The organism is Streptomyces sp. CB02959, from assembly GCF_002803155.1.
Lineage (GTDB): Bacteria > Actinomycetota > Actinomycetes > Streptomycetales > Streptomycetaceae > Streptomyces.
Map to the genome: position 1 here is coordinate 135,083 of NZ_NNBP01000020.1, position 14,588 is coordinate 149,670.

Below are 14,588 nucleotides of genomic sequence, written 5' to 3' on the forward strand. Positions count from 1 at the left end.
CGGCACCGCGTGGACTGCGCACTTGGACACGACACCCAACCCCCGACTGGCGCGGGACCTGGCCCACGGGCTGGTGGAGCTGATCCACCCGTTGGGCGATATCAAGACCAGGATCGGCGCGGTGCAGTTCGCGTCCACCATCCGTCGCATGGTGGACGAGCTGCACCAGGCCGGGTTCAGTGGCGGGGTCGAAGACCTGACCAAGCCGATCATGCTGAAGTACTGGATGGCGGTAACCGGTGTCCGCGTTCAGCGCACGAGAGGGCTGTTGCAGGGCTGCGGCACGAGGGTTGATCCCGCCCTGCGGGAGTACCTGGACGGGCGGGCGGTGAAGATGCCGCCCGTCGGTAAGCCACTTGAGCCGTATACCGAAGGTGAGTGGCAGCGGATCGAATCCGCGCTCCAGGGCGCCGTACGGCAGATATTCGTCGATCACGGCGAGGTACTGGCGCTGGCCAAACTAGGTCCGGACGGACACGATGACCGGCAAGTCTTTGCCTGGCTGCTGCTGAATCGAGGTCCGCTGAAACTCGCGGACGCGGCACGCGAGATGGGCGTTTCGGTCGACGCGTTCCGTAACGGCGTGGGCGCCCAGTACGTCGCTATGCGGGCGGCCCTGTTCCCGGATGTCGCTGCCGTCTACCGGTTGCGGATCCTGCTCGGCGTCTACTGCGGTGTGGTCGCCGACGGCATCCGCGACTTGGGGCTGGAGGACTTCACCTGGGCCGGGGACCGGACCCTGCTCATGGACTACATCAAGAACCGTCGAGGGCCGGAGGGGGTGAACCTGTCCTCACGGGCAGTCCGCCTGCTGGAGCGGTGGCTTGAGCTGTCTGCACCGCTTCGCCGATTCGCTCCGCCGGAGTCCGCCGATCACTTGTGGATCTTCCGGGCCCAACAACACGTGCCCGGCCAGCCACGAGGTCGCCTAGGTGTGCTCTCCCCGATCACGGCCCACGCCAGCGGGCACAAGGCCCGCCAACGCATTCCGAGCGAGCTCGGGCTGATGACGGATGCTGGTGAGCCTCTCCAGCTGCACGCCGGACGGATCCGCACGACGTACCACAACATGCTGGCTCGACGGGGCTGGACTGGACGAACGAAGATCGACCCAAACCACACCACGGGCGTGGAAGGCAGCCACTACGTCTCGACGACCACACCCGCCCAGGCCGAAGCGGTGGAAACGATCATCGAGGATGCCCAGAGCGACATCTTGCGTCGGGCTCGGCCCGCAACGGTGCTGACGGAGACTGAAGCAGCGGAGTTCGCCGCCTCACGACCCGAGGAGCTACCCCGTCTGGGCCTTGACGAGGGAGCCATGGCCGAATTGCTGGGCGGCGAGATGGACGTCTTCACCGCGGCGTGCGCGAACCAGCTGGCAGGGCTGCACGGGCCGAAGGGCAAGCCCTGCCCGGCCCGGCCGTGGGTGTGCCTGCTGTGCCCGCTGTCGGTGTTCATGCCCAGGCATGCGCCGAACCTGCTACGGCTGAAAGCGTATTTCTCGCGGCAATCACGGCGGATGACCGTGGACCAGTTCCTCGCGGTCTTCGGCCCGTACGCGGACCGTCTCGATCACGAGATCCTGCCCCGCTTCGCACCGGCGGTGCTTGAAGCAGCTTCGCTGGAGGTTGCCGACGACGATCAGGAGCTCCCCCTCCGTCCCGAGGAGGCAACCGCATGACCGCCCCTATTGTGGTGACGATTCCCAGCGGGCCGATCCCGGCTCACTGGGCGGCGGCCTCCCCGTTCGCCGGTTTGGACGTGTGTAAGGCGGCCGGCTGGGAGGTGGTTCCCGGCGGGCCGCGACCTGGGTTTGACGAGGACTTCTGGGACCTGTCGGGCCTGAGGGACATGCCCAAGAGCGTGCGGACAAACGCCAGGCGCCTGGACTTCCGGTCGATCATCGATCCTGCGTTCCGGCTGACCGCGAAGGAGTTCATGTTCGCGCAGGCTGTGCCGGAACACGAGCGGGTCCATGCCCTGCCGGAGGCGTTCCGCTCACCGAACAAACCGAGCACTTGCTTCAACTACACCGTGCAGCTGGTCCGGTGGCTGAACTTTCTGACGGGGCAGGGGATCTCGGATCTCGGTGGGGTGATGCAGGAGCACTGCGACGTCTACCGGGATCTGCGCTCGCAGCGCAAGCGGACGACGCGGGGCTCGGGGCCGATTGCGGCCGGGACCATGGTGACGATCCTGCATCCCGTGCGGGACTTGGCTTTCTACTCCGGCCTGTTCACCGCTGCCGCCTACCGGCCGGGATTCGTGCCCTGGAAGGGGCATGCGATCAATCAGGTCGCTGGCTGGAAGAGCCATGGCGAGAACTCGGTGCCTCCGGTGGTGGAGGAGGTGTTCCAGCCGACCGTGGCGGCAGCGCTGTACCTGGTGGAGAAGCTAGGACCGCTGGTCGCGGACGAGTTCGACCGGCTGCATCGGCAGCGGTTGAATCAGAACTCCTCCACGTTGCGGACTGTGTCCGCCGCTACCCGACGAACTCTGTCGCGAGTTGTGGCTTCATATGTCCGTCGTGGTCAGCCACTGCCCGAGACCGATGAAGGCGCCGTGACCAAGCGGCTCCGGCGTGGCTGGGATGTCTCCGATCCGCTTTTGCGGGTTCATCTGAACCGGCTGATCAACGAACGCACAAACTACAGCGCCTTTCCTGACCGGCTGGTGAACGATGTCAGGCCCATGCTGGAGGACGCGGTGGCGAAGGTCGGTGTTGCGGGCGTGTTCGGGCGCGATGCCGCCCTGATCGCCCGTGACGACGATGAGCAGACTCTCGTGCCGTGGACCCTGCCGCTGACCGTGGACCAGCTGCGGGGCCTAGCGTTCGTGGTCCTGGCAGCCTGCCGAATCCTAGTTGCCGCGATCAGTGGAATGCGAGCCAGCGAGCTGGATGAGCTGACCGTGGATTCACCCCAGTCCCCGATTACCGTGCCCGGGGGTACCCAGCGCTTCAAGGTCTCCGGGAAACTGATCAAGGGCCATAAGCTCGGCGGCATCCGTGAGGAATGGGTGGTCCTGGAGCCCGCCTACCGTGCGGTGCAGTTGGCGGCTCGCCTCACCCAAGCGGAAGGCGATGACTGGGCCTTCCCCCGCTCAGCCACGAGCTTCTTGCACGGCCGGCTTCGCGAGTGGGTCAACGGGCCCGATGGGGAGCGTCTCGGTCTGGCTCCGATCCCACCGGGCCCGGTCAACGGCCGCATGCTCCGGCGCACGCTCTCTCTCGCCCTTGCCTACCGGCCAGGCGGTCTGCTGGCTGCAAAGATCCATCTCAAGCACGTTTCTGTGGTCACCACAGAGGGCTATGCCCACCGTCCCGGTGGGTCACAGGGAGCCCTGCTGGCGGACGTCGAGCAGGCCCAGGAACAGCATCACCTGGAACTGACCAAGCAGGCGTTCACCGACTACCGAGCGGGCAAATTGCCCGCCGGCCCCGGAGCCCGCGAACTGGTCAAAGCCTTCGAGCACATCGACGACATCCTCAAAGAGCATGACCCTGGCACGGCGGCGGTGTTGGACAACGAACGCCGACTGGAAATGCTGCTGCGGCAGCAGGCCAAGAGCCTGCATCTGCAGACAGCGAACTACTGCTGGTTTCGGGACCCGTCCAAAGCGCTGTGCCTGAAGCTCGCCGGAACCCCGAACGCGACGAAACCGCTTGCCGGGATGTGTGATTCGGCCCGCTGCCCGCAGGCCACCCACCACCCCTGCCACCTGCCGGTATGGAAGAGCAAGGCGGCCACTACGAAAGTCTTCCTTGACAACCCACGCTTCCCCAAGGGCGAAAAGGTCCGGCTACAGCCCGAACTGGAAAGGGCTCAGCAGATCGTCGACGAGATCATGACCACCAGCAGTGGATACGGACAGGACTGAAGATGCCCCGCATCAGCGAAGACGCCAAGACCCGCAATGAGGCGGTGATCAGGGCGGCCATGGACAGGATGCTGGCCGGCCAGCTGCCGCCCGGCGGCAAGTGTGATCTGAAAACCCTGGCCGCCGAAGCCGGGGTGACCCGGACCGGGTTCTACCCAAAGACGAACCGTGACGGGTCCACCCGGCCCGGCCCCTACCAGCACCTCGCCGAGGAGTTCGAGCGCAGGCTCCGCGCGGCCCAGGAGGCCGGTGAAGTCGTCGACCCGCGGGCCGCGCAGATCGAACGGCTGAAGGTGGAGAACGCCGAGTTGAAGAAGCGGATCGCCGACCGGGATGAGGAGCTGGCGAAGCTGATCGCGTTCAAGACGCTGGCGATCTCCCGGCTGGCCGCCCAGCATGACGAGATCGAGCGTCTGCGTAAGCAGGCCGCCCAGGACAGCAACGTCCGTCAGCTTCCGGCGGCTAGAGGCGGCTCGGCACCGTTCGGGTCGTGCAGCTGAGGCCAGATGCTTGGTGGTGCCCGCCCTGGGCGGGCACCACCGGGTCGGAGTGGACCAACGACGGTCAGCCAGCCGGTACTGGCAAGCAGCGCCTACCAGCGTAATGCCCCCTACAACCGCGGTCCTCACAGCAGTACCGTGGCTTGCTCACGCGGTGGGACACGGACCTCGGGGGCTCCCAGTGGCGGGGAACGCACTGACGCTCGGGAAATTGATCGCCAAGGCCCGCAGGCGCAAGGGATGGCCGCAGCGGGACTTGGCCGCGATGATCGACAAGTCGGAGAGCTGGGTGTCCCAGGTCGAGCGGGACGTGATCCCGGTCAACAGCCTGGAAACCCTGCGTAACATCTCCGATGTCCTAGACATCCGGCTGCCCGAACTCCTCGCTGCCGCGCCGCCGCCAGGGCGACCTCCGCTATCAGCTCGTCGAGCATCTGCCTCCGCTAGTGTGGTCCGCAATCTTGGTCCGGAGGAAGGTGACGACCCCGTGCGACGCCGTGAACTTCTGGCCGCTGCGGCGGTGGTCTTCGCTTCTCCCCTGACCAGCGCCACACCAGCCGAGGCCAGCACGCTGGCGCCACTCGAAGACCTCCTCCTGTACGGCACCACCACTGTGCCCGAGGACAGCGACGTGTCACCGGCCGGCGTCGCCGCCGCGGTCAAGGAATCCCGTGCACACTTCCGAGCCGCCCGCTACGACACCCTGGCACGGGCCCTGCCCGGCCAGATCGCACGCGCTCAGACCCTCCAGCCTGCGGAGGCGGCGGCCACGGCGGTCGCCGACCTCTACAACATCACCGCTCGCCTGTGCATCAAGCTCGGCGAAGACGGACTCGTGGCGATCACCGCGGACCGCGCATTGACCTCCGCACGGACCGGCGGAGACGCGCTCACGATCGCTGAAGCCCACCGGATGGTCTCCAGCGCTTGGCGGCGCCAGGGACACCTCGCGCGGGCCACCGACATCGCCGTCCGGGCCGCGCAGGATGTACGGGCCGACCGCGGCTCCGCGGAACCAGTGCGGCTGGCCGCGGGCACTTCGCTGTTGGCGACCGCCGCGTACACGGCGGCGAAGATGGGCGACCGGCAGACCGCACACGCACTGATCGGGGAAGCGGCCGAGACCGCCAAAGCCGGCCGGACGGCCCCCGATGCCCGTACCGACGCCGGGATCCAGCAGGTGCTGCTGCATCAGCTGTCGGTCCACTACCTGCTCGGGGATGCCGGGCAGGCGATCGACCTGGCCAAGACCATCGACCCAACCGCCCTGCCCACCGCTGAGCGGCAGGGGCGGTTCTTCATCGACGTGGCCCGCTGCTTCGACCAGTGGGGCAAGCCCGAGCAGTGCTACCGGGCCCTGCTGGCCGCCGAGCGGGCCGCACCGCAGGAAATCCGCCGCGGTGCGGTCAAGGGACTAGCCGGCGGCCTGCTCCACCATGACCGGAGCCTTCCTGGCGTCCGCGCCTTCGCCGACCGCGCCGGGTTCCCCCTCAACTGACCTGACTCGCAAGGCGTTTGCTACCTCGCAAACCGTTTGCGGATCTGCCTCTCCTCACGGCGGTTGACTCTCCTCAAGCCGCCAGGGGCCGCGCAAGGCCGGCCTCTCCTCGCCCCAGGCGGCGGTGATGACCACCCCCGTCTTCGAGGAGTCGCACCATGGAAACCACTCGCGCCGCCCCGCCTCCGCCTTCTGTGGGCGCCGGCAGTGACCAGATCCAGGCGGACATCGCCGCCGCTCTGCGTTCCAGGACCACCCTCCCGCCGTATGACGAAGTCCTCCGGCTGATCGACACCCTCAAGGGGCATCTCGCCCCGCTGGTCGACCACGCCCAAGAGCACGTCAACGAGCACCGGCCGCAAGACGGCGCCTGGCGCCAGGCCATGGCCGGGGCCGAGTACCAGCTCCGGGCTGGACCCGGCAACGGGCTGGTCTCGGCAACGCACCGCCTCCAGAGCCTCGCCCGGTGCCTGCTGCATTTCCACCGGCACCTGCACCACGACGCGGCGGGCGACAGCCAATGAGGGGCCGCCACCGCAGCGGGGAACCCCGGCTGGACGTGTGGCTGGAGCGGCTGTGGCTGCTGGGCAGCACAGCCGGCCTGACCCTCCTGGCGGCGTTGGCCGTCCAGCACGACGGCAACCACGCCATGGCCGCCCCGGTCTCCGCCCCCGACACCGAACCGGCGCCGTAGGCGCCCACACAGCTTCCCGCCGAAACCTCGGCGGGAGAACCGAAGAGAGAAGGGAGAACGAGATGGACAACCTGATCGTCTCGAAGCGCACGGTGAAGGCCGCCCGTACCCAGGACCGCCTGAGCGACGGCGGTGGCACCGGCAAGGGCGACGGCAACGACTGATCGGAGCCCGTAGATGACCGCCATCACTGCGGCGGTCCGGAGCCTCGGCGGGGACTTTCCCGCCGAGGCGTTCGGCCGCACCTACCGCCTCTGGCCCGAAGTCGCAGACTTCTCCGACCTGTTCACCTGGGACGACCTCAACGACATCATCGCCCGCCACCGTCTCGAACCCCCGCGGCTGCGGCTGTTCAACGACGGCACCCAGGTCCCCCAGTACGCCTACAGCCACCCCGTGGTCTCCAAGCGCCACACCGTCTGGCACCGCATCGAACCTGGCAACCTCCACCGCCAGCTGGGCGAGGGCGCCTCGCTCGTCCTGGACGCCGTCGACGCCCTGCACCACGGGGTGGAGCGCTTCGCCGAAGCCCTCGAACGGCACCTTCGTACCGATGTGCAGGTCAACCTCTACGCCTCGTGGACCTCGAAGGAGGGATTTGGTCTCCACTTCGACGACCACGATGTGGTGGTCGTCCAGCTCGAAGGCGCCAAGCGGTGGAGAATCTACGAACCCACCCGCATCGACCCGCTGCGGATCGACGTCGAAGCACCCGAACCGCCCGATGGCGAACCGGCCGCCGAGATCGTGCTCCACGCCGGCGACATGCTCTATCTACCCCGTGGCTGGTGGCATGCCGTCGCCGCCGCCGAAGGCCGCTCCTTGCACCTGACCTGCGGTCTGAAACCCACCACTGGTGCCGCCCTGTTCTCGTGGCTGGCGGACCAGCTGCGGGCCTCGGCAACCGTCCGCGCGAACCTGCCCTACCTCGCCTCCGCGCAAGACCAGGCCGCCCATCTGGAAGCACTCCGGAAGGAGTTCACCGCAGCCCTGCACGACAACGTGATCGAGGAGTTCCTCCTCGCGCAGGGAACGATGGACCCGGGTCGGCCGATGCCCTCCCTACCGTTCGTGGGCAGCATCCCCGCCGACGAAAGCCTCTACGTCCGCCTCACGGTTTCGGGCGCGTGGTACGAGGTGGACGGCGAGGGCCGCGTGGTGATGAGCGCCGGCGGCCAGCAGTGGACCTTCGTCGCCCCGGCCCTAGTCCTGGTCAAGCGCCTCGCAGAGGGACGGACCGCGTCCCTGGGGGAGTTGGCGGTAAGCTCCTCGCTCCCCGTCGGCCAAGTCGCCGCTCTGGTCACCGAGCTGGTCGCGGCCGACGTCGCCGCCGTCAGCCGCAGAAGGTAGCCGATGTTCACTGCCCCTGAGCCAGCTGTCAGGGACCGCATGCTCTCCGCCCGCGACCACGCCTGCACCCTCCTGGGCCTGGCCGACGGCGCGGGCGGAGAGGTGTGGGGATACGCCGGCCGGACACTGTCCGGCGCCGTCACCGCCCCGGCCGGCCCCGCCTGGCTGCGGCTGGTCAGCGAGCCGGAAGGCAAAGGGGCCGGGAAGCTATGGGAGGGACCCGAAAAAGCGGAACGAGCCATGCCGGCGGCAGTGCCCCGACCGCGGCTGACCAGGCTACGGGACTGGACCGCCGACGGCCGGGAATACCGGGCCGAGCTGTACGAGATCGTCAACACGCCCCCGATGTCCCGCAGCCCGCTCCTCTCCCACACCGTGGACCTGCCGGATACCTGGTGGAGCGACCTCCACCAAGCACTGGACCACATCGCAAACGTCCCCACCGACCGCCAAGCGGTTCGCGAGCAGTACATCCACCGCCGCGTACCCGAGTTCACTGGCATCACACCGGGCGAGATCACCTGGACCACCGCCCACGGCGATCTCCACTGGGCCAATCTCACCGGCCCGCAGTTGACCCTTCTCGACTGGGAGGGGTGGGGCACAGCGCCCGTCGGCTACGACGCCGCGAACCTGTACCTACACTCCCTTCCCATCCCCGACCTCTCAGAGCGCACCCGCAAGGAATTCGCCCACGTCCTGGACACCCCCGCCGGCCGGGTCGGCGAACTGACCGCCTGCACCGAAATCCTGCAAGCCGCTACCCGAGTGCCGTTCTACGCCGACCTGGCCAACGGCGTACAGCAGCACCTTGACCACTTGAAAGTCATCGATTCGGGCGCCTGATCCGGTCGTGAGGGGTTGCCTGGACGGCACCCCGCCACCCACTCGGTAGGGCCGCCGCGCTTCCTGCACAGACCCCGCGACGGCACGGGACGGTGACTGCGCCGGTTACGGGTACGCGCCAGTGATGTTGATCCACTTGCCGGTGTCCGCACTGCGCTTCAGAGCCACTTGGACGGCCTCTTCCACCGCGGCCGTGCCCTCTTTTGCTGGACTGGGTGCCCAGGGTGTCGCCCGCGCGAGCAACCCCAAGGGCACCACGGCATAGCTATCCGCGACCATCTCGTTGGTCGTCCGCCGCACCCACCGGTGCCGCAGACGTTTGTCCGTCCATTCCCGCGACGATGGGAGGCTCGTGTGAGTGCCAGGCACTCACACCACCGTTTGCACGCTTCATGCCAGTACGAAAGAATCACCCTAGATAGATACAAGGTAGTGAAGGGGGCATGGTGACTCTTCAAAGCCTGCTCAATACACTTGGCGCACAGTTACGGCTCACTGGCAGCGGAGGCAGCAGCCCAGGGTCGCTCATATCGGTAGGACTTAGTCCCGATCCATTGCAGACGGGTCTCACGGATGAAATACCTGGGGTCTCCCGCACGACCGTGCTGCTGAAGATGCTTCGTTTCAAGGACGCCAGCGTTCCCGATCCCGGGACCTCGATCGCTGACTTCATTGCCGCCGCAGGCCAGGTAGTCGGAGGCCAGGCTATGCCTGGTGTGTCCGTTAATCTCCCCGGTCCTCCTCTCCCTGTCAACACGCCGTCGCTTGGTAAGGACCCCAACGCCCCTTCCGCAGACGATGTCCTCTCCGGGGTGCCCGGTATCGTCGGTGTGATCGAGTCAGGCCACCTCCCGCCGACACCGCTCGCAGTCCAACTGGACTGGAACTTCTCCGTTGACGGCGTACCCGGCACCCCCAAACCAAACCTGTCTGCCTCGGTCATCAGCGTTGTGCCACCGATAGCGTTCAACGATCTCGGCACCCGCCCGCTTCACACGATGACGATCTCTGTGTCGGGATCGGTCTACGTTCCCAATCCCGAACCAGCCATGCCGAATCTCGCCACCTACACGATCGATCCGCCGCTATCTGTCGATGTGGACTTCCCTGGCATACCGATCCCTCGGCTGCTCGGTCTGTTCACGTGGCCCAAGTACGGCACCGAGCCGACCTCAGGTGACACCGACCCTGACGACAGCTCACTCCTGGTCATGCTGCCCGCCGACTCGCCGCTCGCGGGTCTTGACGGGGTCAGCTCCGCCTTGAAAACCGTGCAAGAGACAGCGGTGCCGATCATCTCGCTGTTGAGTGGCCCGCTTGGCGCCACCACCTTCGCCCCCTTCGTGCCACCGGCGGGGATTGTTCAACAGTTGTCCGCACTCATCGCGGGCGTGGAGAAGATGACCACACGCATGAGCGTCGCCAGTCACGGCGACTACAAGGCAGCCATGCTCATACCGGCGAGCGCTAACCTCAACAGTCCCACTAGAGGTGGCATCGACGATCTGAACGGCATCTGGTGGGATAAGGAAACAGGCGGACTCGACCACGACTACTACCACGATCACGCCAAGTCCCTGCTTTGGATAGCGCCGCCAAAGGCAAACGTGGTTATCTACCGAGACTCTCACTTCGAGTGGGATAAAGGCGACGTTGACCAGCATGGGCGCCTGACCATGACGACCGGTGATACCTGCCTTGTCGGCATCCCCGAGTTCAGACCGAACCCCGCCGACTTGGACCCCGTCCTGTCGCCGAGCATTCCCGGACTGCGACCAGCGAATACTCATCTGGACGGTTATTTCACCAACGAGCATCCGCCCACCAGCAACGACGACAAGGCTTGGACGGACTCCGTCGAGTTCTTGTAGCGGATACGGAAGAACGCCGCACCGGCGTTTCACTCATCGGGCCGACCGAGGACAGACCTCATCCCTCAGCAAGGCGCCGCCGCCTGCGCGAGTCGAAAGCGTGCCGCTCCGCCATACAGGGGCCGTACGCGCCTGGTCATGCCAACCGAATCGGAAAGCTCAAGATCCCGACAGCGTCACGCACTGAGACCGGCGCGTTCACGTAGTTGCCGCAGCCGGTGCCCGCCCTGAACCGGCGGGCACCGAACCAGATCAGCGCAGACCTCGCTCCGTCAGGTAGTCGCAGCCATCTGGACACCCCCGCTGGCCGGGTCGGCGAGCTGACCGCCTGTACCGAAATCCTGCAAGCAGCCTGAGCAGATGCCCCGGCTTGAGACGATCCACGCCAACCTGTTTGGCCGGCTCCAGGACGAAGCGCAAGGCCATCTGGGAGACTGATCAACGTGGCACGTTCCACGCGTCAATCCCCAGGGCGGGCGTACCACCACCTTCACGGCGCGTGATGTGCATCACGCGATAGATCGTCGAAAGAGACACGATGGCCAACACCGGCACGTGGCGCACCACCGGGCTAGGCCCCGCGTAAAGCGACACAGCCTGTGTGGGACACAGCAAGTGCAACGACTCGGTCAGTGCTCATCCCGCGGTCCACTCCGGCCGCGCGCACCCGCGCCCACCATCGACGGAACATCTCCTGCCTCCTTGGAATCCCCTGAATTCGCCTGTGCGTCCGTGAACTTGTGAAGCCTGTGGCACCCCGCGCGGCCCTGCGCGGCCCGGCGCCGGGGTCGGGCTCCGGCCCCGGCCGATCCGGTTGTCGTGCGCCGCGCCGATCGGGTCGGCGCGCCGCCGCGTCACCCCCCTCCGCCACCCCCCAGCAGTCCGCCCGCCAGCCCGATCAGCACCGGTGCCACCCCGAGCGCCAGGAAGGCCGGCAGGAAGCACCCCGACAGCGGGAGGGTGACCAGCACCCCTGCCCGCCGGGCCCGCGCGGCCGCGGCCCGGCCCCACTCGGCGCGCAGCTCGGCCGCGATCCGGGAGGCCGGCTCGACGGCCGGCGCTCCTGATATCCCCGCGCGCTCCATGCAGCGCGCCAGCGCCTCGGCGCCGGGGAGCTCCGCCAGCCGCGGCCATACGGCGGCCGGTTCACCGCCCAGGCGCAGTTCCGCCGCGATGTGCCGCAACCGCTCGGCGACGGTCCCTTCCAACGACCGGCCCACCGCCTCGGCCGCCTCCCGCGGCCCGGCCCCGGCCGCCAGACAGGCGGCCAGCAGGTCTCCGGCCGGGGCCAGTTCGGCGGCCACCCGCGCCGTCGCGGTCCGGGCGGCCGCCGCGGCCCGCTGCCACCTCAGCCAGCGGTACGCGCCCCAGCCGACGGCGAACCCGACCAGCACCCCGGTGACGCCGCCCAGGAGGACGGCCACGCATCCGGCCGCCCCCAGGGGCCCGACCCACTCCCGCAGCCGACCGTCCCGCCGAACGCCCTCACGGGCCGCTCCGCGCCTCCGCCGCCTCCCCCGGACCACCCACCACGGCCGCGCGCACCCGCCCTCCTGGCTGCCGTACAGGCCGCTTGTCGCCCCCTCCAGCACGCCCGGCACCCGCCGCCGTACGGCACGCTTCGCACGTACCAGCCGCACCACCTCCCCCGCGCACAGCACGCCCATGACGACCGGCGCCACCATCCCCACCCTGTGGAAAACTTCCGGGCTCACCACGCCCACCTCCCCCTCACTTCCGCACCGCCGCCGCATCGGCGACGATCCGCGCCGTCCAGACCACCCCGCCCCACTCCAGAACCCCGCCGACGGCCAAACAGCCCCAGCCGGCCGGGGTGTGCAGCAGCACCCCGAGCGGATCGGCGCCGAGCGCACCACCCATCAGGAGCCCACCCACCGGCAGCAGCGCGAGCACCGAGGCGGTGGCCCGCGGCCCGGCCAACTGGGCCCGCAGCTCCTCCCGTTGCTCCCGTTGGGCGACGAGCCCGGCCGCGATCCGCTCCAGCCCGCGGGCGAGCCCCGCGCCGCCCTCCACCGCCACCTGCCAGCACGCCGCCGCCCCGGCCAGACCCTCGGCACCGGGCTGCCGCGCCGCCGCCCGCAGCGCCCCGGGAACGTCCCCGCCGTACCGCGCGGCCGCCAGCACCGCGGGCCCCGCCTCCGCCAGCCCCGGCACCCCCGCCGCGACCAGCGCCCGGTCCGGCTGCCGGCCGGCCCGCAGCTCCCCCGCCACCGCCCCGCAGAACCCGGCCACCGCCGCCGCCCGCCGATCCGCCGCCCGCCGCCGTGCCCGCCCGGCCAGCCACCGCCGCACGACGACCAGGGCCACCACCGAGGCCACCGCCGGCAGCATCGACCGCCCCAGTGCCCCCAGCGCGATCCCGGCCGGCAGGCACCAGACCTCCGCACCGACGTCGCACCGGCGTCCCAGCCGCCACCGCCGGCCCTCCGCGCCACCGCCCGCCCGCCCGGCGCACCACTCCCGCAGCACCGCGCCACGCCCCCGAACCGGCCGCCCCGCCGCGGCGGAGTCCCCCAGGACCGCGGCCATCCGCCGCCGCAGGGCACGGCCGCGCCGCAGCCGCCGCACCAGCACCACCACGCACGCCACCGCGATCACGAGCGCAACCGGCCCCGCCCCGTCCCTCAGCACCCCTCGCCACCCCTTTCGCACAGCCGCGCCAACCGCCCCCAGCCGCGCGCCTCCTGGAATCCCCGCGGACTCCACACAGCCGCCGGAACGGTCACCACGAAGCCGTCGCGGTCCCGCTCCAGGACGTGGATCTCGGCAATCCGCCGCCGCCCGGCCCGGTCACGCACGAGGTGCAGCACGACGGACAGCGCGGCCGCCAACTGGCTGTGCAGGGCCGCCCGATCCAGCCCGGCGGTGCACCCCAATGCCTCCAGGCGGGCCGGCACATCGCACGCGGCATTGGCATGGACCGTGCCCGAGCCCCCTTCGTGGCCCGTATTGAGCGCCGCCAGCAGGTCCGTGACCTCCGCGCCGCGCACCTCGCCGACCACCAGCCGGTCCGGCCGCATCCGCAGCGCCTGCCGCACGAGGTCCCGCAGGGTCACCCGACCGGCGCCCTCCTGGTTGGCGGGCCGGGTCTCCAACCGCACCACATGGGGGTGGTCCGGCCGCAGCTCCGCCGAGTCCTCGGCCAGCACGATCCGCTCGGCCGGACCGACCAGCCCGAGCAACGTGCTGAGCAACGTGGTCTTGCCCGAGCCCGTACCGCCGCTGACCAGGAACGACAGCCGCGCGGCCAGCAGCGCCCGGAGCAGCCCGTCACCGCCCGGCGGAACCGTCCCCGCCGCCACCAGCTCCGAGAGCGCGAAGGCCCGGGGCCGCAGCACCCGTAAGGACAGGCACGTCCCGGCGACCGCCACCGGCGGCAGCACGGCGTGCAGCCGTGTGCCGTCCGGAAGCCGGGCGTCCACCCACGGCCGGGCGTCGTCCAGTCTCCGTCCGGCGACCGCCGCCAACCGCTGGGCCAGTCTGCGCACCTCGGCCGCGTCCCGGAAGCGGACGTCGGTGCGCTCCAGTCCGCCACCCCGGTCCACCCACACCGCGTCCGGCGCGGTCACCAGCACATCCGTCACGTCGGGCGCGGCCAGCAGCGGCTCCAGCGGCCCGCTGCCGACCATTTCCGAACGCAACGCGCCCACCACGCCCAGCACTTCGGCGTCCCCGAGGAGCCGTCCCTCCTCGCGCAGCGCCACCGCCACCCGGGCCGGCGTCGGGTCCGCCCCGGCCTCGGCGAGCCGCCGGCGCACCACGTCCAGCAGTTCCCGGCTCATCCGGCACCACCGCCCCCGGCGGCCGCACCGACCCACACGCCCCCCACGGGGCCGCCGCCACCGCGGCTCCTACGGGACCACCACCCCGCCCCGCACAGCAGCCCGCCCCGCCACCAGTCACCGAACCGCGGCCCGCACCGACCC

The 14,588-nt window shown here is 69.5% G+C and carries 12 protein-coding genes and 1 pseudogene; 10 read left to right on the forward strand and 3 right to left on the reverse strand.

The features are described from left to right. The first annotated feature begins 22 nt into the window (after positions 1-22). The 10 genes and pseudogenes from CG747_RS29210 to CG747_RS47470 all read left to right on the forward strand — a co-directional run bounded on the left by CG747_RS29210 (position 23) and on the right by CG747_RS47470 (position 10,641). Positions 23-1,684, forward strand: a complete 1,662-nt coding sequence (locus CG747_RS29210; protein ID WP_219621539.1) for a hypothetical protein — start codon at positions 23-25, stop codon at positions 1,682-1,684. Then, positions 1,681-3,882 (forward strand): hypothetical protein, encoded by a 2,202-nt coding sequence (locus tag CG747_RS29215; protein WP_100604837.1) that lies wholly within the window; start codon positions 1,681-1,683, stop codon positions 3,880-3,882. The genes CG747_RS29210 and CG747_RS29215 overlap by 4 nt, the downstream gene beginning before the upstream one ends. Before the next feature lie 2 nt (positions 3,883-3,884). Further along, on the forward strand, positions 3,885-4,382 hold the full coding sequence (locus CG747_RS29220) for a hypothetical protein (protein WP_100604838.1): 498 nt from the start codon (positions 3,885-3,887) through the stop codon (positions 4,380-4,382). Between the two features lie 103 nt (positions 4,383-4,485). Further along, positions 4,486-4,752, forward strand: a pseudogene (locus tag CG747_RS51070) (multiprotein-bridging factor 1 family protein); the annotation flags it as partial. Between the two features lie 117 nt (positions 4,753-4,869). Continuing rightward, the gene (locus tag CG747_RS29225) at positions 4,870-5,880 is read left to right on the forward strand and encodes an XRE family transcriptional regulator (protein ID WP_257980821.1); all 1,011 of its coding nucleotides are present in this window, start codon (positions 4,870-4,872) and stop codon (positions 5,878-5,880) included. Positions 5,881-6,038: 158 nt separating this feature from the next. Continuing rightward, the gene (locus tag CG747_RS29230) at positions 6,039-6,404 is read left to right on the forward strand and encodes a DUF6415 family natural product biosynthesis protein (protein WP_146022168.1); all 366 of its coding nucleotides are present in this window, start codon (positions 6,039-6,041) and stop codon (positions 6,402-6,404) included. Further along, positions 6,401-6,574 (forward strand): hypothetical protein, encoded by a 174-nt coding sequence (locus tag CG747_RS48260; protein ID WP_180985740.1) that lies wholly within the window; start codon positions 6,401-6,403, stop codon positions 6,572-6,574. The genes CG747_RS29230 and CG747_RS48260 overlap by 4 nt, the downstream gene beginning before the upstream one ends. A 177-nt stretch (positions 6,575-6,751) precedes the next feature. Then, complete coding sequence (locus tag CG747_RS29235; protein WP_100604841.1) at positions 6,752-7,924, forward strand: cupin domain-containing protein; 1,173 nt, start codon at positions 6,752-6,754, stop codon at positions 7,922-7,924. A gap of 3 nt (positions 7,925-7,927) precedes the next feature. Then, the gene (locus CG747_RS29240) at positions 7,928-8,770 is read left to right on the forward strand and encodes a hypothetical protein (RefSeq protein WP_100604842.1); all 843 of its coding nucleotides are present in this window, start codon (positions 7,928-7,930) and stop codon (positions 8,768-8,770) included. Positions 8,771-9,372: 602 nt separating this feature from the next. Then, positions 9,373-10,641: a hypothetical protein gene (locus CG747_RS47470; protein WP_146022169.1), complete on the forward strand. Its 1,269-nt coding sequence runs from the start codon at positions 9,373-9,375 to the stop codon at positions 10,639-10,641. Positions 10,642-11,495: 854 nt separating this feature from the next. On the opposite strand, the gene CG747_RS49870 is transcribed toward CG747_RS47470, so the two are convergent. The 3 genes from CG747_RS49870 to CG747_RS29260 are packed head-to-tail and all read right to left on the reverse strand — an operon-like array spanning position 11,496 to position 14,444. Next, positions 11,496-12,356, reverse strand: a complete 861-nt coding sequence (locus CG747_RS49870; RefSeq protein ID WP_257980822.1) for a type II secretion system F family protein — start codon at positions 12,354-12,356, stop codon at positions 11,496-11,498. Positions 12,357-12,372: 16 nt separating this feature from the next. Further along, positions 12,373-13,293 (reverse strand): type II secretion system F family protein, encoded by a 921-nt coding sequence (locus CG747_RS29255; protein ID WP_257980823.1) that lies wholly within the window; start codon positions 13,291-13,293, stop codon positions 12,373-12,375. Next, positions 13,287-14,444 carry a TadA family conjugal transfer-associated ATPase gene (locus CG747_RS29260; protein ID WP_180985741.1) on the reverse strand — a complete coding sequence of 386 codons (1,158 nt, stop codon included), beginning with the start codon at positions 14,442-14,444 and terminating at the stop codon, positions 13,287-13,289. Before CG747_RS29260 ends, CG747_RS29255 begins: the two co-directional genes overlap by 7 nt. Positions 14,445-14,588: the final 144 nt, after the last annotated feature.